Raw genomic sequence first — 19,856 nt, 5'->3', positions numbered from 1 at the left:
GTTCCCTGTGGCGCGCAACACGGCTCACCCCTTGGAGGATCACCCGGATGCGTCCGACCCCGCTGCTACGCCGGCTCGGCCTCGCCGACGCCGTTTTCCTGGGCCTGGGCTCGATGATCGGGGCCGGCGTGTTCGCCGCGTTCGCCCCGGCCGCGCGCGCCGCGGGGGCCGGTCTGCTCATCGCCTTGGTGCTCGCGGCCGTGGTCGCCTACTGCAACGCGACGTCGTCGGCGCGGCTGGCCGCGATTCACCCCGAATCCGGCGGAACCTACGTGTACGGCCGGGAACGGCTCGGTGAATTCTGGGGATTTCTGGCCGGCTGGGGATTCGTCACCGGGAAGACGGCCAGCTGTGCCGCGATGACGCTGACCGTCGTCGCCTACGCCGCCCCCGGGCTCGGGCAGCCGTGGCGGAGCGCGCTCGCCGTCGCGGTGGTCGCCGCGCTCACCGCCGTCAACTACTTCGGCGTGCACCGCTCGGCGCTGGCGACCCGGGTGATCGTGTCGTGCACCCTGCTCGTGCTGACCGCGGCGGGGGTGGCGATGGCCGCCGGGCCGTCCGCCGGCGGCCCGCTCGTCGCGTGGCCGGGTGGCGGGGGCGTGCTGGAGGCGGCCGGGCTGCTCTTCTTCGCCTTCGCCGGGTACGCGCGGCTCGCGACGCTCGGCGAGGAGGTCCGCGACCCGGCCCGGACCATCCCCCGCGCCATCCCGCTCGCCCTCGGCATCACCCTGGTGGTCTACGCCGCCCTGGCGGTGCTGCTGCTCGTCCGGCTCGGCCCGGCCGCCCTGGCCGCGAGCCCGGACCCGATCGCGGCGGCCGTCCCGGGGTGGCTCGCCCCGGTCGTCCGGGTGGGCGCGGCCCTCGCCGCCCTCGGCTCGCTGCTCGCGCTCATCCTCGGCGTCTCGCGCACGACGCTGGCGATGAGCCGCGACGGCCACCTCCCCCGGTTCCTCGCCGCCGTGCACCCGCGCTACCACGTGCCGCACCGGGCCGAACTCGCCGTCGGGCTCGTCGTCGCCGTGCTCGCCGCGTCGCTCGACCTGCGGGCCGCGATCGGCTTTTCGTCCTTCGCCGTCCTGACGTACTACGCCATCGCCAACGCCGCCGCGCTCACCCTGCGCGGGAAAGCGCTGCCGGTCGCCGTCCTCGGCCTGGCCGGGTGCGTGGTGCTGGCGTTCAGCCTGCCCCTGCCGTCGGTGCTGGCCGGTTTCGGCGCGCTGTTGCTGGGCAGTCTGGGCTACGGTGTTCGCCGGTTACGCCGGTGAGAAATCACCCAACTGCCCGAAACATCCGAAGAAAGTCGGTTGTCCCGGTCCTGCTCACCTGGTGTAGTCATGGGGCCGCTGACGGCAACGGTCTCCACTGTGGACACTGGAAGGACTGATCCCCTTGGCTCCCAAGCGCTGGTTCACCCTGCTCAGAAACGCCACCACCGCACTGGCCGCGGTCGCCGCGGCCGCGTCGTTCGCCACCCCGGCGATCGCCACCGCCGCCCAGCCGCCGTCCACGGACGTCGTCGGCGGCACCCGGGCGGCCCAGGGCGAGTTCCCGTTCATGGTCCGGCTTTCGATGGGCTGCGGCGGCGCGCTCTACACCAAGCAGATCGTGCTGACCGCAGCGCACTGCGTCAGCCGGACGGGTTCGAACACCTCGATCACCGCGACCGTCGGCGTCGTCGACCTGCAGAGCACCAGCGCGCAGAAGATCCGCTCCACCTACGTCTACCAGTCCCCCACCTACGGCAGCTCGACCGGCGGCGACTGGGCGCTGATCAAGCTGGCCAGCCCGGTGAGCGGGCTCTCGACCATGCCCATCGCGACGACCAGCGCGTACAACAACGGCACGTTCACCGTGGCCGGCTGGGGCGCGGCCCGCGAAGGCGGCGCGCAGCAGCGGTACCTGCTCAAGGCGACCGTCCCGTTCGTCGACGACGCCACCTGCGCCGCCCAGGGCGGCAGCTACCCCGACCTGATCCCGAGCGCGGAGATCTGCGCGGGCAACCTCGCCTCCGGCGGTGTCGACACCTGCCAGGGCGACTCGGGCGGCCCGATGTTCCGCCGGGACAACGCCGGCGCCTGGATCCAGGTCGGCATCGTCTCCTGGGGTGACGGCTGCGCCCGGGCGCACGCTCCCGGCGTCTACACCGAGGTGAGCACGTTCGCGTCGAAGATCGCCGCCGCGGCCGCCACGCTGTAACCGGTTCCGCACGAAGAGCGGGCCCTCCGCCGCGGCGGAGGGCCCGATCTTCGTTCAGCGGGTCTTGTCCAATCGGGACAGTGCTTCCTCGTAGCCGGTGACGAGCTCGGCGACGACGTCGGCGACCGGGCGGACCCCGCTCATCCGGCCGACGATCTGCCCCACCGGCATCGACACCACGCTGGGGTCGTTCGCCGCGTGGATCCGGTTGTGGGCGTGGGAAACCAGCAGGTTCTGCAGCGGCATCGGCAACGGCTCGGGCGCGTCGGCCGCGGCCCACGCCTCGGTCCAGCGGGTCTTGAGCAGCCGGGCCGGCTTGCCGGTGTAGATCCGCGTCCGCACGGTGTCGGACGACGACGCCGCGACGAGCGCCTGCTGCATCGCCACCGATTCGCCCATCGTCTGCAGGTACTCCTCGGTGGCGAGCCACATCGAGCCCATCCAGACGCCGGACGCGCCGAGCGCGAGCGCCGCGGCGACCTGGCGCCCGGAGCCGATCCCGCCCGCGGCGAGCACCGGCACGTCGACGGCGTCGACGATCTCCGGCACCAGCACCATGGACGCGATCTCGCCGGTGTGGCCGCCGGCCTCGTACCCCTGCGCCACCACGAAGTCGACGCCGTTTTCGACGTGCCGGACCGCGTGCTCGGCCTTCCCGGCCAGCGCCGCCACGGGCACCCCGCGATCGTGGCACTGGCCGATCACGTCCGCCGGCGGCGAACCGAGCGCGTTGGCGATCAGCTTGATCGGGTGGTTGAGCGCGACCTCGACGTGCGAGCGGGCGACCGAGTGCAGCCAGCCGAGCACGCCCGCGCGCTCGTCGGTGTCCTCCGGCAGCGGTGGGACCGACAGCTCGTCCAGCACGCGGTCGACGAACGCGCGGTGCCCGTCCGGGATCATCTTCGCCAGGTCGACCTGGGTGCCCTCGGCGGGCACCTTCGCCGGCATGACGATGTCGACGCCGTACGGTTTCCCGCCGGTGTTCTCGTCCATCCAGGTGAGCACCCGGTCGAGCTCGGCGGCGTCGTTGAACCGCACGCAGCCGAGCACGCCGAGCCCGCCGGCGCGGCTCAGCGCCGCGGCGACGTGCTCCGACGGGGTGAACCCGATGATCGGCAGGTCGATGCCGAGCCGGTCGCACAGGGATGTCCGCACGGTGTCTTCCCTCCTCCCGGAAGCGGCACTTTCACGTGAAAGTGCCGCTTCCGGATCAGTAGCCAGCGGGCTCAGACGGGCTGGGCCGCGGCCGGTTCGTGCTCGGCGGCGTAGCGCTGGGCCCACGGGTAGTCCGGCTTGCCGCTGGGCGAGCGGCCGATCTCGCCGGCCAGCCACACCGTGCGCGGCACCTTGTACCCGGCGATCCGGCCGCGGACGTGCTCTTCGAGCGCGGCGAGGTCGCCCTCGGCGCCTTCGCGCAGCTGCACGACGGCGGCGACGCGCTGGCCGAGCCGCTCGTCCGGGACGCCGATGACCAGGGCGTCGAAGACGTCCGGGTGCGACTTGAGCGCGCCTTCGACCTCTTCCGGGTAGACCTTTTCCCCACCCGTGTTGACGCACTGCGAGCCGCGGCCGAGCAGGGTGACCGTGCCGTCGTCTTCGTAACGGGCGTAGTCGCCCGGGACGACGTACCGGACGCCGTCGACCTCGACGAAGATCTTCTTGCTCTTCTCGGGGTCGTTGTAGTAGCCGAGCGGGACGTGCCCGCGGCGGCCGATCAGCCCGGTCGCGCCGGGCTTCTTCTCGACGATGTTCCCGTCTTCGTCGAGCAGGACGGCGTCCTGGCCGAAGGTCACCCGCGGGCCGGCGCTGTGGTCGGCCCCCTTGGCCACCGCGCCGATCCCGGTGAAGCCGCTCTCCGACGCGCCGATCGCGTCGGTGACCAGCGCGTGGGGCGGCACGAGCTCGACGAACTGCTGCTTCACCGTCTGCGAGAACAGCGCGGCGTGGCTGGACACCGCGACGATCGACGAAGCGTCGTAGTCGCCCTCGTGGTAGGCCTCGATGAGCGGCCGGGCCATCGCGTCGCCGACGATCGTGAGGACCTGGACCTTGTGCTTCTGCACGGCCTTCCAGATCTCGTGGGCGTCGAAGTGGGGCACGAAGACCACCGGGCTGCCGGTGAACAGCGCACCGAAGGCGGCCCACTGCGCGGCGCCGTGGATCAGCGGCGCGGCGGGCAGCCGGCTCAGGCTCCCGGCCTTGCCCTGCTCGGCGAGCGTCCATTCGTCCGGGACGTACTCGCCGGTGACGAAGTTGATCCCGCCGCCGAGCGCGCGCCAGACGTCCTCCTGCCGCCAGAGCACGCCCTTCGGGTAGCCCGTGGTGCCGCCGGTGTAGAGGATGTAGTGGTCGTCGCCGCTGCGCTCCCCGAAGTCCCGCTCGGGGCTCTGCGCTTCGAGGGCGGCTTCGTAGTCGACGCCGCCGTAGCTCTCGTAGTCGCCGTCGCTACCGTCTTCGATCACGACAACGTGTTTCAGTTTCGGCGTCTCGGGCCGGACGGCGGCGACCTTGCCGGCGTAGCTGCGTTCGTGCACGAGGGCGACGAGCTCGGCGTCGTTGAAGAGGTAGACGAGCTCGCCGTGCACGTACCGGTAGTTGACGTTGACGGCGATGGCGCGCAGCTTGTACGCCGCGATCATCGCCTCCAGGGCCTCGATCGAGTTGCGGGAGTAGACCCCGATGTGGGAGCCCCGTCCCACGCCGCGCGCGGCGAGGTGGTGGGCGAGCCGGTTGGCCCGCGCATCCAGTTCGGCGAAGGTGACCTGCCGGTCGCCGCACACGACCGCGACGCGCTCCGGCACGGCGTCGACGGCGTGCTCCAGAAGATCCGCGATGTTGAGTGCCACGCCCTCAAAGTAGAACATGTTATCGTTCCGGGCAATGGCACTGCTCCTTCAGGAGGTCTTCCGTGGGTGAACCGCACGCGCTGGTGACACAGGAGGGCCAGACCCTCGTCGTCACGATGAACCGGCCCGAGGCGCGCAACGCGATCACCGGCGAGATGATGTCGATCATGGTCGACGCCTGGGACCGCGTCGACGCGGACGATTCGATCCGCAGCTGCGTCCTGACCGGCGCGGGCGGCGCGTTCTGCGCGGGTGCGGACCTGAAGTCGATGTCCCGCAATTCGCCGTCGGAGTCGTTCGCGTCGGGCAAGTTCGACCCTTCGCGGATCCCCGGCCTCCTGAAGGGCCGCCGGTTGACGAAGCCGCTGATCGCGGCGGTCGAGGGCCCGGCGATCGCGGGCGGGACGGAGATCCTCCAGGGCACGGACATCCGGGTGGCGGGCTCTTCGGCACGCTTCGGCGTGTCGGAGGCGCGGTGGGGCCTGTTCCCGATGGGCGGCTCGGCGGTCCGGCTGCCACGCCAGATCCCGTACACGGTGGCGGCGGACATCCTGCTGACCGGACGCCATTTGTCCGCTTCGGAGGCGTTGGCGATCGGCCTGATCGGGCACGTGGTCCCGGACGGTTCGGCGCTGGCGAAGGCTCTGGAACTGGCTTCGCTCGTCAACGCGAACGGGCCGCTGGCCGTGCGGGCCATCCTGCGGACGATCCGGGACACCGAGGGGCTGCACGAGGAAGAGGCGTTCAAGCTGGACTCGCAGTACGGCATCGAGGTGTTCGCTTCGGAGGACGCCAAGGAAGGGCCGCGGGCGTTCTCGGAGAAGCGGAAGCCGGACTTCGAAGGTCGTTGAGTTCGCCGTTTTCGCGACCGCCGAACGGCGTCATGGAGCCAAGTGCGCCCCACCGACGGGCAACACACGTCACGGATGCCCTTCACAGAGCACCGAGGCGGCCGGTCCCGACACACCGTCGACATCATCACTCATTTGCTTGTCACCCATTGACGCTCCTTCCGCTGACGGATGTCGATCCCGACCCCGTCCCCGAGGATCGGTTCGCACCAAAGGGACAACGAGTGAAAGCCGCTCAAGCCCACGATGATGACTACAGTTGCCCTCCGAGCGCGAGGCACCCACGCTTCCCCCCACCCCGCTCCGCCGGCTCGGTCCGCGTCGCGCTGGTACGACTTACTAGAACGCGTTCCATGAAACAACTACGGCTCCTGTGGTGAACTTGCCCGCAGAACAAGAACATGTTTCACTCAAGGACGTGACCGAGACACCGCTTGCGGCACCGCTGAACGTCGGCTTCGACTACACCCGCTCGACCGGGCCCGTCCTCGGCCGGTTCGTCACCGCGCTGCGTGACCACCGCATCGAAGGCATCCGGGGCAGCGACGGGCGCGTGCACGTCCCGCCCGTCGAGTACGACCCCGTCACCGCCGAACAGCTCGGCGAGTTCGTGCCGGTCGCCGAAGAGGGCACCGTTGTCTCCTGGTCGTGGTGCCCGGAGCCGCTGGACGGGCAGCCGCTGAGCCGGCCGTTCGCGTGGGCGCTCGTCAAGCTCGACGGGGCCGACACCCCGATGCTGCACGCCGTGGACGCCGGCTCGCCGTCGAACATCCACAGTGGACAGCGGGTGCGGGTCCGCTGGGCCGAGGAGACCGTCGGGCACATCCGCGACATCGCCTACTTCCTGCCGGTGGACGCCGAGGACACCACGCCCACCGAGCCCGCTCCCCCGGTCGCCGAGCGCGAAGAAGGCGCGCCGATCAGCGTCGTCATCACGCCGGTGCACCTCAAGTACCTGCACTCCGCCTCCCCCGAAGAGAGCACCTACCTGCGCGGGCTCGCCGAAGGCAAGATGGTCGGCCAGCGCTGCCCGGCCTGCGAGAAGGTCTACATCCCGCCGCGCGGCGCGTGCCCGACCGACGGCGTGCCGACCACCGACGAGGTCGAACTGCCCGACACCGGCATCGTCACGACGTTCTGCATCGTCAACGTCCCGTTCTTGGGCCAGCGGCTCAAGCCGCCGTACGTCGCCGCGTACATCCTGCTCGACGGCGCCGACATCGCCTTCCTGCACCTCGTCCTCGGCTGCGCCGCCGAAGACGTCAAGATGGGCATGCGGGTGCGCGCCGCGTGGAAGCCGCGCGACGAGTGGTGGACGTCGCTGGAGAACATCAGCCACTTCGAGCCGACCGGTGAGCCGGACGCGGCTTACGAAACCTTCGCCCACCACCTGTGAGGTCCTGATGCCAGACGTCGCCATCGCGGGCTTCGCGAAGGCCCCCAACGTCCGCGAGACCGAGGGCACCACCAACGGCGTGGAAATGCTCGTCCCCATCTTCGCCGAGGTCTTCGCGCAGACCGGGCTGTCCAAACAGGACATCGGCTTCTGGTGCTCCGGCTCGTCGGACTACCTGGCCGGGCGGGCGTTCTCGTTCATCGCCGCGGTCGACGCGATCGGTGCGTTCCCGCCGATCCACGAGTCGCACGTCGAGATGGACGCCGCCTGGGCGCTCTACGAAGCCTGGCTGAAGATCAGGATGGGCGAGGTCGAGACCGCGCTCGTCTACGGCTTCGGCAAGTCCAGCGCCGGGCAGCTGCGCCGGGTGCTCGCCCTGCAGCTAGACCCGTACGTCGTCACCCCGCTGTGGCCGGACTCGGTGTCGATCGCCGGGATCCAGGCCCGGCTCGGCCTGGAGGCCGGGCTCTGGTCCGAAAAGGACCTCGCCGAGGTGGCCGCCCGCGGCTCGGGCCGGGACGTCGCCGAGCTGCTCGACGCGCCGTACTTCGCGGATCCCCTGCGCCGGCACGACATCGCGCCGATCACGGACGGCGCCGCCGTCATCGTGCTGTCCACTGTGGAACGCGCCCGCGACATCGTCGAGCGGCCCGCGGTGATCACCGGGATCGAGCACCGCGTCGACTCCCCCGTGCTCGGCGCCCGCAACCTGACGCGGTCGCCGTCCACGGAGGCGGCCGCGAAGGCCCTCGACCTCGACGGCGCCGACCTCGCCGAGCTGCACGCGCCGTTCACGCACCAGGAGCTGATCCTGCGGTCCGCGCTCGGGCTCGGCGACGGCGTGAAGATCAACCCGTCCGGGGGCGCGCTCGCCGCGAACCCGATGTTCTCCGCCGGTCTCGCCCGCATCGGCGAGGCGGCGGCCCGGATCCACAGCGGCGAATCCCGCAAGGCCGTGGCGCACGCGACGAGCGGCCCGGCCCTGCAACAGAACCTGGTGACCGTGCTGGAGGCCCGATGACCAAGCAGCTCACCGCCGTGCTCGGCACCGGCCAGACGCACCACCGCGCCAAGCGCCAGGACGTCTCGATGCCGGGACTGCTGCGCGAGGCGATCGACCGCGCCATGATCGACGCCCAGGTGGGGTGGGCCGACATCGACGCCGTCGTGCTCGGCAAGGCCCCGGACCTGTTCGAGGGCGTGATGATGCCCGAGCTGTTCCTCGCCGACTCCCTCGGCGCGACCGGCAAACCCCTGCTGCGCGTGCACACCGCCGGGTCGGTCGGCGGCTCGACGGCGCTGGTGGCGGCGTCGCTCATCCAGGCCGGCGTGCACCGGCGCGTGCTGACCGTGGCCTACGAAAAGCAGTCGGAATCGAACGCGATGTGGGGCCTGTCGATCCTGCCGCCGTTCCAGATGCCGGTCGGGGCCGGCGCAGGCGGCTACTTCGCGCCGCACGTGCGGTCCTACATCCGCCGTTCGGGTGCGCCCGAGCACGTCGGCGCGATCGTCGCGGCGAAGGACCGGCGCAACGGCGCCCTCAATCCGTACGCGCACCTGCGGCAGCCGGACATCACCGTGGAGTCGGTGCGGGCGTCGCAGATGCTGTGGGACCCGATCCGCTACGACGAGACGTGCCCGTCCTCGGACGGCGCGTGCGCGATGGTGCTCGGCGACGAGGCCGCCGGGGACGCCGTCGAAGGCGGTGCGGCCTGGGTCCACGCGACGGCGATGCGCACCGAGCCGACCACGTTCGCCGGCCGCGACCAGGTCAACCCGCGGGCCGGGCGCGAGGCCGCGGCCGCGCTGTGGGCGGAGGCGGGCATCACCGATCCGATGTCCGAAGTGGACGTCGCCGAGATCTACGTGCCGTTCTCGTGGTTCGAGCCGATGTGGCTGGAGAACCTGGGGTTCGCGCCCGAAGGCGAGGGCTGGAAGGTCACCGAGGCGGGCGAGACGGCGATCGGCGGCCGGCTGCCGTGCAACCCCTCCGGCGGGGTGCTCTCGTCCAATCCGATCGGCGCGTCCGGCATGCTCCGGTTCTCCGAAGCGGCGAAGCAGGTCATGGGCCGGGCCGGCGACTACCAGGTGGACGGCGCGCGCCGCGCGCTCGGCCACGCCTACGGCGGCGGGTCGCAGTACTTCTCGATGTGGCTGGTGGGCTCGGAGAAGCCCGCCTGAGCGGCACTTTCCCGTGAAAGTGCCGCTTTGCGGCGTAAACCGTAGCTTTCACGTGAAAGTGCCGGGTCAGCGGCGGGAGCGGCGCAGGCGGAGGGCGAGCAGGGTGCCGAGCACGCCGGTGACCACGCCGACCGTGGCCGGCACCGCCATCGGCGGGTCCACCACGACCACCGGCTTGAGCACCACCGGCGCCGGCGGCTGGACCGGCTTCGGGGGCGCGTCGGAGCCGGTCGCGGTCCACGCCGTGACGAACACGAGCAGCCGCGCGACGAGTGAGATGAAGAAGATCAGGCCGATGATCGACCCGAACGCGATCCCGGTCGGCGAGTCGCTGATGAGCCGCAGGTAGAACCCGCCGGCCAGCTTCAGCGCCTCGAACCCGATGGCGAGGGCGACCGCGCCGCGGACCGCGCTGCGCACGCCGACCTTCTGCCGCGGCAGCCGGGTCAGCACCCACAGGAACACCAGCCAGTCGGCGGCCAGCGACAGCGGCACCGAGGACGCGGACACGAGCTGGTGCCCCCAGCTCGTGTCGTCGAGGCCGGCGAGCCGGAGCAGGTAGCTGCCGAGCGCGGTGCCGGAGATGGTGAGCGTGAACGACACCAGCAGCGCCGCGCTCAGGCCGAGCAGCGCGAGCAGGTCGACGAGGACCAGCCGCAGCAGCGACTGGTCCGACCGGTTCTGCCCCCACAGCGCCGTCAGCGAGTCCCGCAGCGCGTTCATCCAGTTCCAGCCGGAGTAGAGGCCGATGGCCAGGCCGACCACGCCGACGCTGGTCCGCTGCTTCACGAAGCCGGTCAGCAGGTCGGTGGCCTTGCCGCCGAGCCCGCCGGGCAACGTCTTGACGATGGCGGCGACCAGCGTGTCGAGCAGGTGCGGCTGGGTGGCCAGCACGAACCCGCCGACCGACGAGGCGACCATCAGCAGCGGCACCAGCGACAGCAGGCTGAAGTAGGTGATCGAGGCGACGTAGTGGTAGCCGCCCGAGTCGATGTAGCGGTTGGTCGCGCGGGCGATGTGGTCCAGCCACCGGTACCGGGCACGTGCCCGGGCCCAGGGACTCGGCGCCTTGGGGGAACTCTTCACGGAGTCTGTCTACCCAGCCGCGGCCGTCTTCGCTCAGGCAACACGCGGATCAGCCCAGAACGACCAATCCGGACCCGTCGTCGGCGGGCAGCGCGGCGTCCGTCGTGGCGAAGACGGTGCTGCCCAGGAAGTCGAGTTCGCAGCCGAGGGTGGCGAGGAACGCGGTGTCGGCGGCGTCGCGGCCGGTGGCGATCCGGAGCATGGTCTGCCGCGGCGCGAGGCGGGTGGCGTCGAAGACGTACCAGTGGCCGTCGACGGCGGCCTCGAAGACGGCGTGGAAGTCCATCGGCGCGAGCCCCGGCGCGTAGACGCCGGTGTAGCGGGCGGGGATGTCGAGGAACCGGCACAGGGCGATGCAGACGTGCGCGAAGTCGCGGCAGACGCCTTCGCCCACGACCAGCGTGTCGACGGCGTCGTCGGTGGGCCGGCTGGCACCGGCCACATAGGACAGCCGGTCGTGGACGTGCCGCACGATGGCGGGGACCTGCTTTTCCGCGCCCTTGAGCTTGAGCAGCCCGGGCGGGACGAGCCCGGCGAGCCGGTCCGACGGGCAGTACCGGCTCGGCCGCGTGAACACGGCGACGTCGGCGAGGGTGACCGGCTCGGGTTCGGGTTCGGTCAGCGCGCGTTCGGCGTGGTAGGTGACGCGGTGTTCGCCGGCGGGCAGGTCGAAGACCTCGGCCCGGGTGCCGTGCTCGAATTCGACGGGCCGGCTGTCGCCGTGCCAGGACACGCGGAGCTCTTCGGTGTCGGCGTGCGCCGCGGCGACCGAGATCGCCGCGGGCCCGGGTTCGGTGACGCGGACGGCGAACTCGACGTCCACGGTCGATCGCGGCGCCATCGTCCCATGATGCCATCCCCAGGCAGAATCGCCGGATGACCGACGTCGTGGTGTTCCATTCCGTGCTCGGACTGCGGCCCGTCGAACTCGGCTTCGCCGAACGGCTGCGGGCGGCGGGGCACCACGTCACCACCCCGGACCTCTACGACGGCCGGACGGCCTCGACCCTCGAAGCGGGTTTCGCGCTGAAGGACGCCGTCGGCTGGGACACCATCGCGCGACGAGCCCGCGACGCGGTGCGCGACCTGCCCGCGGAGACGGTGTTCGTGGGCGTGTCGATGGGCGCCGGGGTTGTCGAGACCGTGCTGCCGCACCGGCCCGGCACCGCCGGCGTCCTGCTGCTCCACGCGGTGGGCGCGCTGCCGGCCGGGGTCCGCGCGGGCCTGCCGGTGCAGGTGCACGTCGCCGACCCCGACCCCCTCGCTCCGCCGGCGCAGATCGCGGCCTGGCGTGAGGCCGCGGCGCGGCTGGGCGCCGATGCCCGGGTGTACACCTACCCGGGCCTCGGCCACTTCTACACCGACGCCGGAGGCCCCGAATACGATCCGGCCGCGGCCGAGCTCACTCGGGAACGCGTCGAGGAGTTCCTCAGCCGTAGTTGACCGGGTAGTGCTTGATGCCGTTGATCCAGCTCGACCGCAGCCGCACGGGCGGTGCGGCCTCGGCGATGTCCGGCATCACGTCGGCGATGGCGTTGAAGATCAGGTCGATCTCCAGCCGGGCCAGGTTCGCGCCGATGCAGTAGTGCGAACCCGTGCCGCCGAAGCCGACGTGCGGGTTGTCCTCGCGGAGGATGTCGAACTTCTCCGGGTCCTCGAAGACTTCGTGGTCGAAGTTGGCCGAGCTGTAGAACATGCCGACGCGGTCGCCCTTGCGGATCTGCGCGCCGCCGAGTTCGGTGTCGCGGGTGGCCGTGCGCTGGAAGGCGACGATCGGGGTGGCCCAGCGGACGATCTCGTCGGGGGCGGTCTTCGGCCGCTGTTCCTTGAACAGCGCCCATTCGTCCGGGTGGTCCAGGAACGCCTTCATGCCGTGGGTGATGGCGTTGCGCGTCGTCTCGTTGCCGGCGACGGCGAGCAGGATGACGAAGAACCCGAACTCGTCGGAGCCCAGTGACTCCCCGTCGACGTCGGCCTGGATGAGCTTGGTGGCGATGTCGTCCATCGGGCACTTGCGCCGGTCCTCGGCCATGTTCCAGGCGTACCCGACGAGCTGCGCAGACGCCTCCAGGGGCGCGACCTCGTACTCGGGGTCGTCGTAGGCGACCATCTGGTTGGACCAGTCGAAGATCTTGCGCCGGTCCTCCTGCGGGATGCCGATCAGCTCGGCGATCGCCTGCAGCGGCAGCTCACAGGCGACGTCGGTGACGAAGTCGCCCGACCCCTTCTTCCGCGCCTCGTGCACGATCCGCTCGGCGCGGTCGCGCAGCGTGTCCTCCAGCTTCGAGATGGACCGCGGGGTGAAGCCCTTCGACACGATCCGCCGCAGTTTCGTGTGCTGCGGGGCGTCCTGGTTGAGCAGCACCAGGCGGTTCGCTTCGAGGTTGTCCTCGGTCATGTTCTCGTCGAAGCGGATGATGGCGGTCTTTTCCCGCGACGAGTACAGCGTGCTGTCGCGGGAGACCTCCTTGACGTCCGCGTGCCGCGAGACGACCCAGTAGCCGTCGTCGCGGTAGCCCGCGGTGTTGTGCTTCTGGGGGTTCCACCACACCGGGGCAGTCCGCCGGAGTTCCGCGAACTCGGCGACGGGGAGCCGTTCGGCCAGGAGATCGGGATCGGTGAAGTCGAACCCGGCGGGGATGAGCGGAGCGGCCACGTTGCCTCCCACGGTTCGCACTTGGAACACGTTCTAGGTTGGATTGAAGCATACGGTGTTAACCATGGGAAGAGCGTGAGTGAAACCTGTTTACTGAACCGATGACGCCAGGTGAGCGCCCGCTCACCTGACAAAGATCAAGAACCCGCCACGCCTGGGCGGACTTGCGATAAACAATAACTTGTTCTAGTTTTTGGCCCAGTGAACAGTGTTTCCCGACGAAGGGGACGACATGGGCGTGCCGGTCATCGTCGAAGCCGTGCGAACCCCGATCGGTAAGCGGGGCGGGCTGCTGGCCGGCCTGCACGCGGCCGAGCTGCTGGGCGCCGCGCAGCTGGCCCTGCTGGACCGGGCCGGGATCGACCCCGGGCTGGTCGAGCAGCTCATCGGCGGCTGCGTCACGCAGGCCGGTGAGCAGTCGAACAACGTCACGCGCACGGCGTGGCTGCACGCGGGCCTGCCGGAGACGGCGGGCGCCACGACGATCGACGCCCAGTGCGGCTCGGCGCAGCAGGCCACCCACCTGATCGCCGGCCTGATCGCGGCCGGCGCCATCGAGACCGGCGTCGCCTGCGGGGTCGAGGCGATGAGCCGGGTCCCGCTGGGCACGAACCGCGCCGGCGCGTCACCGCGGCCCTCGTCGTGGTCGATCGACTTGCCCGACCAGTACGGCGCGGCCGAGCGCATCGCGGTCCGGCGCGGGCTGACGCGCGACGACGTCGACGCGTTCGGCGCGGCCTCCCAGCACAAGGCGGCGGCCGCCTGGGCGGCCGGCCACTTCGACCGCGAGGTGGTGCCGGTGAAGGCGCCGGTCCTCTCCCCGGACGGGGCGCCGACCGGGGAAACCCGCTTGGTCTCCCGCGACCAGGGCCTGCGCGAGACGACGGTGGAAGGTCTCGCCCGCCTCAAGCCGGTGGTCGAGGACGGCGTCCACACGGCGGGCACGTCGTCCCAGATCTCCGACGGCGCGGCGGCGATCCTCCTGCTGGACGCGGACCGGGCGGCGGCGCTGGGCCTGCGTCCGCGGGCCCGGATCCTGGCGCAGGCGCTGGTCGGCGCCGAGCCGTACTACCACCTCGACGGCCCGATCCGCGCGACCGAGCGCGTGCTGGCGCGGACCGGGATGACGGTGGCCGACGTGGACCTGTTCGAGGTGAACGAGGCGTTCGCGTCGGTGGCGTTGTCCTGGCAGCAGGTGCTGGCGCCGGATCCGGCGCGGGTCAACGTCAACGGCGGCGCGATCGCGCTCGGCCACCCGGTGGGCAGCACCGGAGCCCGGCTGCTGACGACGGCGTTGCACGAGCTGGAGCGCCGGGACGCGTCGACGGCCCTGGTGACGATGTGCGCGGGCGGCGCGCTCGCCACCGCGACGATCATCGAGCGGCGCTAACCCGGTAGGTGGGCGTCGACCTCGATTTCGATCTTCATGCGCGGGTCCGCCAGGCCGCATTCCAGCATCGTCGCGGCCGGGCGGACCTCCGCGAACGCCTTGCGCAGCACCGGCCAGCACGGCTCGAAGTCCGCGCGCGAGGGCAGCAGGTAGCGCACGCGGACCACGTCCGCGAACGTGCAGCCCGCTTCCGCCAGCGCCGCGTCGATGTTGCGCAGGCACTGGGCGGCCTGCTCGACGACGTCGTCGGAGATGGTCATCGCCGCGTAGTCGAAGCCGGTCGTGCCCGAGACGTACACGCGATCGCCGTGCACCACGGCGCGGGCGTAACCGATCCGTTCCTCGAACGCGGACCCGCTGAGGATCGCTCGCCGTTCCGTCATACCGCGCACATTAGCTTGCGGCCCTTGTGCTTCACTTCGGTGCATGATCTCGGAGAGCCGCTGCCCGGTGGAGGACGGTGAGCTCCTCGTCCGCCGCGGCGGCGAGGGCCCGGCGCTGCTGCTGATCGCCGGCGGCACCGGATCGGGCGACTCCTACCGCGCGCTGGCCAAACAGCTGTCCGCGGACCACACCGTGATCACCTACGACCGCCGCGGCCACTTCGGCAGCACGGACACGACGACGGGCCCGGTCCCGGTTTCGCTGCAGGCGGACGACGCACTGGCGGTCCTGGACCACGCGGCGGACGGCCCGGCCCGGGTGTTCGGCTCGAGCGCGGGCGCGCTGATCGGCCTCGACCTGGTGGCCCGCCACCCGGACCGCGTGACGACGCTGGTCGCCCACGAACCCCCGGCGGTCCACCTGATGCCGGACGCGGGCGGCTGGCTCGAAGCGGCGGCGGAACAGGTCCGCCTGGCCCGCTCGGGCGAGCTGATGACGGCGGTGACGCGGTTCGCGGACGCGATCGCGGGCGCGGCGCTGCCGAACCTGCCGAACCTCCGCCTGCCGCACGAAGCGGACTGGATCCGCCTGTTCGACCGCGAGCTGACGGAATTCTTCGACTACCTGCCGGACCTGCGGGCCCTGCGGAAGGCGAGCACGGAGATCTTCCCCGTGGCGGGCGAAGGCAGCCGCGGGCGTTATCACTACCAGCCGGCGAAGATCCTGGCCCTGGAGCTGGGATTGCCGTTCACCGAGCTGCCGGGGGCCCATCTGGCGCCGCAGCGGAACCCGGCGAAGTTCGCTGCGGCGCTGCGGGAACTGCTGAGCCCGGAGCTCTGAGGCGTCAGACGACCCGGATGCCGTCCTTCCAGACCTCCCGGATGTTCGACGCCAGCGCCGGGAAGTCGTACGGGTTCCCGTTCACCACCACGACGTCCGCCCGCAGTCCCGGCTCCAGCCGGCCCAGTTCGCCGTCCAGGCCCATCAGCCGCGCCGCCGAGGACGTCGTTGCCTCCAGGACGTCTCCCGGGGTCATCCCGCACGCCGCCATCAGCGCCAGTTCCTCGAGGTTCGTGCCGTGCGGGCCCACGCCGCTGTCCGTGCCCATCGCGATGCGCACCCCCGCCGCGTACGCCCGGCGGACCGAGTCGCGGTGCGCCTCCACCACTTCGCGGGCCTTCGCCACCACCGCCGCCGGGAGGTCGACGCCCGCGTCCGCCGCGCGGACCACGTTGACCGGGGCGATCAGCGTCGGGACCAGCCAGGTTCCGTGGCCCAGCATCAGCTCGATCGCCTCGTCGTCGAGGTGGATCCCGTGCTCGATCGAGCGGACGCCGGCGCGGACCGCGTTCTTGATGCCCGCCGCGCCCTGGGCGTGCGCCATCACCGGGCGGCCCTGCATCGCCGCCTCGGTGACCAGGACGTCGAGCTCCTCCGGCGTGAACTGGGCGTGGCGCGGGTCGTCCCGCGGGGAGAGCACGCCGCCGGTCGTGCACACCTTGAGGACGTCGGCGCCCGCGCGCAGCAGCGTGCGGGCCACCCGCCGCACCTCGTCGGGGCCGTCGGCCGTCGCGTCCGGCCGGCCCGGGTGCGGCAGCAGCAGCGGCACGCAGAGCCCGGACGGGTGCCACGAATCGCCGTGACCGCCGGTCGGGCTGATCAGCCCGACCGAGATCTGCAGCCGCGGCCCCGGGATCAGCCCGTCGTCCACCGCCTGCTTGATGCCGAGGTCGGCGCCCGCGGCGTCGCGGACCGTCGTGATGCCCAGCCCCAGCGTCGCCCACAGGTTCCGCGCGGCTTCGTAGAACTGGTAGGAAAACGGCTTCTGCACCCGGGCCAGCAGCCCGATGTCCGACACCGTCACGTGCACGTGGCAGTCGAACAGCCCGGGCAGCAGGACCGTGCCGGTGCAGTCGACGCCCTCGTCGCCGTCCAGGTCCGTTCCGACGTCGACGATCCGGCCGTGCTCGACGACCACGTCGGCCGGGGCGGGGTCCGCGCCGGTCCCGTCGAACACCGAGCCGCCGGTGAACACCGTGCGCGTCACGCCGCCTCCACGAGAGCAGGTTGTCGCGGCGCCACCGCCGCAGCGAGTGCGAGCACGACGACCGTGCCCACGAGCCCCCGCAGGTTGGCCGGCGGATCCGGCCGGAAGATGCCGGGCACGAGGGCAAGGGTACTCGCGAGCACAACCGTGCCGTGGTTGATCCGGAACCGCTCCCGGACGTGGTCATCCGGTCCACTGTGGACCATCAGCTTCTCCGGGTGCGCCGGCGCGACCACGCGTTGCGGAGCACCGGCCTCACCCGGCCAGGAGCGCGAGGCGGCGGACGGCGAGTTCGGCCAGCAGCGCGGCGCCGTCGCCGAGCACGCTGTCGTCGAAGCGGGCCCGCGGCGAGTGGTTGTCCGGGGCGGTCGCCGGGTCGGCCGGGCACGCCCCGAGGAAGAGGTACGCACCCGGAACCCGTTCCAGGACCCGGGAAAAGTCCTCCGAACCGGTGATCGGATCGGCCATTTCGGTGAAGCGTTCCTCGCCGAAGACGTCGCGGATCGTGTCGGCGACGAAGGCGTACGCCCCGGCGTCGTTGACCGTCGCGGGGTACTCGGGTTCGTAGCTGACTTCGACGTCGAGCCCGTGCGCCTGGGCGATGCCGCGGCAGACCTGCACCGCGCGCTCCCCCACCCGCGCGGCGACCTCCGGGGAGAACGACCGCAGCGTCGCCTCGAACACCGCGTCGTCCGGGATGATGTTGCGCCGCGTGCCGGCGTGGAACGAGCCGACGGTGATCACGACCGGGTCGAAGACGTCGAAGGTGCGCGTGACCATCGTCTGCAGCGCGGTCACCATCTCGCAGGCCGCCGGGATCGGGTCGCGGGCGTCGTGCGGTGACGAGCCGTGGCCGCCATCGCCGACGACGCGGACTGCGAGGGCGCCCGACGCCGCCATCAGCGTGCCCGGGCGGGCGACGAAGTGACCCTTCGCGTAGCTGGCGGCGGAGACGTGCAGGCCGTAGGCGGCGTCGACGGGCCGGCCGGACGCCGTCAGGACGCCTTCCTCGATCATGTGGCCGGCGCCGTCCCAGCCTTCTTCGCCGGGCTGGAACATGAACACGACGTCGCCGGGGAGGTCCTGCCTGCGCGCGGCGAGCAGGCGGGCCGCGCCGACCAGGCCCGCGGTGTGCAGGTCGTGGCCGCAGGCGTGCATGGCGCCGTCGATGGTGGAGGTGAACTCCTCGCCGCTGGCCTCGGTGACCGGGAGCGCGTCCATGTCGCCGCGCAGGAGGACGGTGCCGCCGGGTTTGCCACCGCGCAAGACGGCGGTGATCGACGACAGGTTCTTGCCGAGCGTCACCTCCAGGCCCAGGCCGTCGAGGGCCGCGAGGACCCGTTCCTGGGTGCGCGGCAGGTGCAGCCCGATTTCGGGGATGCGGTGCAGGTCGCGGCGGAGGGTGACCAGGTCGGCGAGCAGGGCGGCGGCATCGGAACGCAGGGTCATCCGCCGATCATGCGAGAGTCGAGCACAATGACCGGGGAAAATCGCGAGAACCACCGATGCGGGGTCCGATGAGCGAAGAATCCGCCATGTTGGCCGAGCAGGACCTCAAGTTGGTCGACGCACTCCAGGCGGCGCCGCGGGCGTCGTGGTCGACCCTCGGCCACGCGCTGGGCCTGGGCGCGGTGACGGCGGCCCGGCGCTGGGACGCGCTGGTCGAGCGCGGCGACGCCTGGCTCACCGCCTACGCCGGCGGGGAACTGACTACGCAGCTGGCGTTGGCCTTCGTCTCGATCGACTGCGCGCCAGGAGCGGTCCTCGACGTCGCTTTCGCGCTGGCGGCAGACGTCCACGTGGCGACGGTCGAGCACGTGGCGGGCCCGGGCGACCTGCTCGTCCACGTCGTGGCGCCGTCCCTGCGGGAGCTGGGCGCGCACGTGGCGGGCCGGCTGGCGGCGGTCCCGGGCGTGACGCGGATGAGGACGGTGCTGTCCCCGCGGATGTTCACCGAGGGCAGCCGCTGGCGGGTTCGGGCGATTTCACCGGGGCAACGCGAGGCGCTGTCCGCGAAGCCGGTCCGCCACCGCGTCCCGGTGCGGTTCGACGCGGCGGACCGGGCGCTGATCCTGGCGTTGGGTGCGGACGCCCGCGCGTCGGCGGCGGCCCTGGCGGGCGACCTCGGCATCGGCGCGACAACGGTCCGGCGCCGCCTGGACGCGTTGCTGGGCCGGGGCGCGATCCGCGTCCGCTGCGAGATCGCGCGGTCGGTGTCGCCGGCGCCGGTCACGGTGACGTTGTGGCTGCGGGTCCCGCCGGACAAGCTCGAGACGACGGCCCGCTCGCTGGCGATGGTCCCGGAGGTCCGCATGTGCGCGGCGCTGTCGGGGGCGGCGAACCTGATGCTGGTGGTCTGGCTCCCGGCCCAGCACGACGTCCTGGCGCTGGAGGCGGGCCTGGCGGCGAAGCTGCCGTGGCTGGAGGTCGTCGACCGGGCGGTGACGCTGCGGAGCGTCAAGCTGATGGGCCGGCTCCTCGACGCGGCGGGCCGCGGGTGCGGACGCGTGCCGCTGGACTTCTGGGCCGCGGTCCCCGCGCCGGAGCACGGGGACCGCAGCGTTGACCGGCCCGGGGGATGAGGGGGGTGAGGTGGAGGGAAGCATCCCCCGGGACCGGGGTTCGGTGGGTGCCGCGGAAGCGGACTTTTCGGGGAGGGGCCGGCCGGGTGACCAAGGGGCGGTTACCGGCCGGGGCCTTGGGAGCGGGACTCGCGTGATTGGGGGCGGGACTCGCGTGATGCGCGGCGGGTCCGGCGTGATCGGGGACGGGACTCGCGTGATTGGAGGCGGATCTCGTGTGATGGGCGGGCATCTTGTGGGG

The 19,856-nt window shown here is 71.8% G+C and carries 19 protein-coding genes; 10 read left to right on the top strand and 9 right to left on the bottom strand.

Annotation, left to right across the window (positions count from 1 at the left end):
* The first annotated feature begins 47 nt into the window (after positions 1-47).
* On the top strand, positions 48-1,265 hold the full coding sequence (locus tag C2L59_RS23820; RefSeq protein WP_103351733.1) for an APC family permease: 1,218 nt from the start codon (positions 48-50) through the stop codon (positions 1,263-1,265).
* Between the two features lie 124 nt (positions 1,266-1,389).
* Complete coding sequence (locus tag C2L59_RS23815) at positions 1,390-2,196, top strand: trypsin-like serine protease (RefSeq protein WP_103351732.1); 807 nt, start codon at positions 1,390-1,392, stop codon at positions 2,194-2,196.
* Between the two features lie 54 nt (positions 2,197-2,250).
* Here C2L59_RS23815 and C2L59_RS23810 read toward each other — a convergent pair whose 3' ends face one another.
* Together C2L59_RS23810 and C2L59_RS23805 are read right to left on the bottom strand one after the other, a co-directional pair.
* On the bottom strand, positions 2,251-3,351 hold the full coding sequence (locus C2L59_RS23810) for a nitronate monooxygenase family protein (RefSeq protein ID WP_103351731.1): 1,101 nt from the start codon (positions 3,349-3,351) through the stop codon (positions 2,251-2,253).
* Between the two features lie 71 nt (positions 3,352-3,422).
* The gene (locus tag C2L59_RS23805) at positions 3,423-5,042 is read right to left on the bottom strand and encodes an acyl-CoA synthetase (RefSeq protein ID WP_199199219.1); all 1,620 of its coding nucleotides are present in this window, start codon (positions 5,040-5,042) and stop codon (positions 3,423-3,425) included.
* A 62-nt stretch (positions 5,043-5,104) separates the two neighbouring features.
* Here C2L59_RS23805 and C2L59_RS23800 point away from each other — a divergent pair, with 62 nt between their 5' ends.
* From C2L59_RS23800 to C2L59_RS23785, 4 genes are all read left to right on the top strand, one after another.
* Positions 5,105-5,893: a crotonase/enoyl-CoA hydratase family protein gene (locus C2L59_RS23800; protein WP_103351729.1), complete on the top strand. Its 789-nt coding sequence runs from the start codon at positions 5,105-5,107 to the stop codon at positions 5,891-5,893.
* A gap of 418 nt (positions 5,894-6,311) precedes the next feature.
* Positions 6,312-7,289 (top strand): Zn-ribbon domain-containing OB-fold protein, encoded by a 978-nt coding sequence (locus C2L59_RS23795; RefSeq protein ID WP_103351728.1) that lies wholly within the window; start codon positions 6,312-6,314, stop codon positions 7,287-7,289.
* A 7-nt stretch (positions 7,290-7,296) separates the two neighbouring features.
* On the top strand, positions 7,297-8,310 hold the full coding sequence (locus C2L59_RS23790) for a thiolase domain-containing protein (RefSeq protein WP_103351727.1): 1,014 nt from the start codon (positions 7,297-7,299) through the stop codon (positions 8,308-8,310).
* Positions 8,307-9,470, top strand: a complete 1,164-nt coding sequence (locus tag C2L59_RS23785) for a thiolase domain-containing protein (protein WP_103351726.1) — start codon at positions 8,307-8,309, stop codon at positions 9,468-9,470. Before C2L59_RS23790 ends, C2L59_RS23785 begins: the two co-directional genes overlap by 4 nt.
* A gap of 66 nt (positions 9,471-9,536) precedes the next feature.
* Here the strand turns inward: C2L59_RS23785 and C2L59_RS23780 are convergent, their stop codons facing one another.
* Complete coding sequence (locus C2L59_RS23780) at positions 9,537-10,556, bottom strand: YhjD/YihY/BrkB family envelope integrity protein (protein WP_103351725.1); 1,020 nt, start codon at positions 10,554-10,556, stop codon at positions 9,537-9,539.
* Positions 10,557-10,605: 49 nt separating this feature from the next.
* On the bottom strand, positions 10,606-11,397 hold the full coding sequence (locus C2L59_RS23775; protein WP_103351724.1) for a transglutaminase family protein: 792 nt from the start codon (positions 11,395-11,397) through the stop codon (positions 10,606-10,608).
* Positions 11,398-11,432: 35 nt separating this feature from the next.
* On the opposite strand from C2L59_RS23775, the gene C2L59_RS23770 reads away from it, so the two are divergent.
* Positions 11,433-11,999 (top strand): dienelactone hydrolase family protein, encoded by a 567-nt coding sequence (locus C2L59_RS23770; protein ID WP_103351723.1) that lies wholly within the window; start codon positions 11,433-11,435, stop codon positions 11,997-11,999.
* Here the strand turns inward: C2L59_RS23770 and C2L59_RS23765 are convergent.
* Positions 11,986-13,212, bottom strand: a complete 1,227-nt coding sequence (locus tag C2L59_RS23765) for a cytochrome P450 (protein WP_199199218.1) — start codon at positions 13,210-13,212, stop codon at positions 11,986-11,988. The two genes, C2L59_RS23770 and C2L59_RS23765, sit on opposite strands and share 14 nt — an antisense overlap.
* Before the next feature lie 232 nt (positions 13,213-13,444).
* On the opposite strand from C2L59_RS23765, the gene C2L59_RS23760 reads away from it, so the two are divergent.
* Positions 13,445-14,602: a steroid 3-ketoacyl-CoA thiolase gene (locus tag C2L59_RS23760; protein ID WP_103351722.1), complete on the top strand. Its 1,158-nt coding sequence runs from the start codon at positions 13,445-13,447 to the stop codon at positions 14,600-14,602.
* Here C2L59_RS23760 and C2L59_RS23755 read toward each other — a convergent pair.
* A complete protein-coding gene (locus C2L59_RS23755) occupies positions 14,599-14,985 on the bottom strand; it encodes a RidA family protein (RefSeq protein WP_103351721.1) in 387 nt (128 codons plus the stop codon). The two genes, C2L59_RS23760 and C2L59_RS23755, sit on opposite strands and share 4 nt — an antisense overlap.
* A 43-nt stretch (positions 14,986-15,028) precedes the next feature.
* Here C2L59_RS23755 and C2L59_RS23750 point away from each other — a divergent pair, with 43 nt between their 5' ends.
* Positions 15,029-15,826: an alpha/beta fold hydrolase gene (locus C2L59_RS23750; RefSeq protein ID WP_199199217.1), complete on the top strand. Its 798-nt coding sequence runs from the start codon at positions 15,029-15,031 to the stop codon at positions 15,824-15,826.
* Positions 15,827-15,830: 4 nt separating this feature from the next.
* On the opposite strand, the gene C2L59_RS23745 is transcribed toward C2L59_RS23750, so the two are convergent.
* The 3 genes from C2L59_RS23745 to C2L59_RS23735 all read right to left on the bottom strand — a co-directional run bounded on the left by C2L59_RS23745 (position 15,831) and on the right by C2L59_RS23735 (position 18,482).
* Positions 15,831-17,033 (bottom strand): amidohydrolase family protein, encoded by a 1,203-nt coding sequence (locus C2L59_RS23745; protein ID WP_103351719.1) that lies wholly within the window; start codon positions 17,031-17,033, stop codon positions 15,831-15,833.
* Positions 17,030-17,152, bottom strand: coding sequence for a hypothetical protein (locus C2L59_RS49885; RefSeq protein ID WP_255410284.1), 123 nt, complete (start codon positions 17,150-17,152; stop codon positions 17,030-17,032). Before C2L59_RS49885 ends, C2L59_RS23745 begins: the two co-directional genes overlap by 4 nt.
* 136 nt (positions 17,153-17,288) lie before the next feature.
* Positions 17,289-18,482 (bottom strand): M20 family metallopeptidase, encoded by a 1,194-nt coding sequence (locus C2L59_RS23735; protein WP_103351718.1) that lies wholly within the window; start codon positions 18,480-18,482, stop codon positions 17,289-17,291.
* An 86-nt stretch (positions 18,483-18,568) separates the two neighbouring features.
* On the opposite strand from C2L59_RS23735, the gene C2L59_RS23730 reads away from it, so the two are divergent.
* Positions 18,569-19,615 (top strand): Lrp/AsnC family transcriptional regulator, encoded by a 1,047-nt coding sequence (locus tag C2L59_RS23730; protein WP_103351754.1) that lies wholly within the window; start codon positions 18,569-18,571, stop codon positions 19,613-19,615.
* Positions 19,616-19,856: the final 241 nt, after the last annotated feature.

It is taken from the genome of Amycolatopsis sp. CA-128772, assembly GCF_002904295.1.
Classification (GTDB): domain Bacteria; phylum Actinomycetota; class Actinomycetes; order Mycobacteriales; family Pseudonocardiaceae; genus Amycolatopsis.
This window is presented reverse-complemented; position numbering and strand designations above follow the sequence as displayed.

Excerpts from the sequence above, each read along its gene's own strand:
- C2L59_RS23755 (WP_103351721.1), bottom strand. The coding sequence starts at position 14,985 with ATGACGGAACGGCGAGCGATCCTCAGCGGGTCCGCGTTCGAGGAACGG.
- C2L59_RS23735 (WP_103351718.1), bottom strand. The coding sequence starts at position 18,482 with ATGACCCTGCGTTCCGATGCCGCCGCCCTGCTCGCCGACCTGGTCACC.
- C2L59_RS23785 (WP_103351726.1), top strand. The coding sequence starts at position 8,307 with ATGACCAAGCAGCTCACCGCCGTGCTCGGCACCGGCCAGACGCACCAC.
- C2L59_RS23775 (WP_103351724.1), bottom strand. The coding sequence starts at position 11,397 with ATGGCGCCGCGATCGACCGTGGACGTCGAGTTCGCCGTCCGCGTCACC.
- C2L59_RS23770 (WP_103351723.1), top strand. The coding sequence starts at position 11,433 with ATGACCGACGTCGTGGTGTTCCATTCCGTGCTCGGACTGCGGCCCGTC.
- C2L59_RS23730 (WP_103351754.1), top strand. The coding sequence starts at position 18,569 with ATGTTGGCCGAGCAGGACCTCAAGTTGGTCGACGCACTCCAGGCGGCG.
- C2L59_RS23750 (WP_199199217.1), top strand. The coding sequence starts at position 15,029 with ATGATCTCGGAGAGCCGCTGCCCGGTGGAGGACGGTGAGCTCCTCGTC.
- C2L59_RS23760 (WP_103351722.1), top strand. The coding sequence starts at position 13,445 with ATGGGCGTGCCGGTCATCGTCGAAGCCGTGCGAACCCCGATCGGTAAG.
- C2L59_RS23790 (WP_103351727.1), top strand. The coding sequence starts at position 7,297 with ATGCCAGACGTCGCCATCGCGGGCTTCGCGAAGGCCCCCAACGTCCGC.
- C2L59_RS23820 (WP_103351733.1), top strand. The coding sequence starts at position 48 with ATGCGTCCGACCCCGCTGCTACGCCGGCTCGGCCTCGCCGACGCCGTT.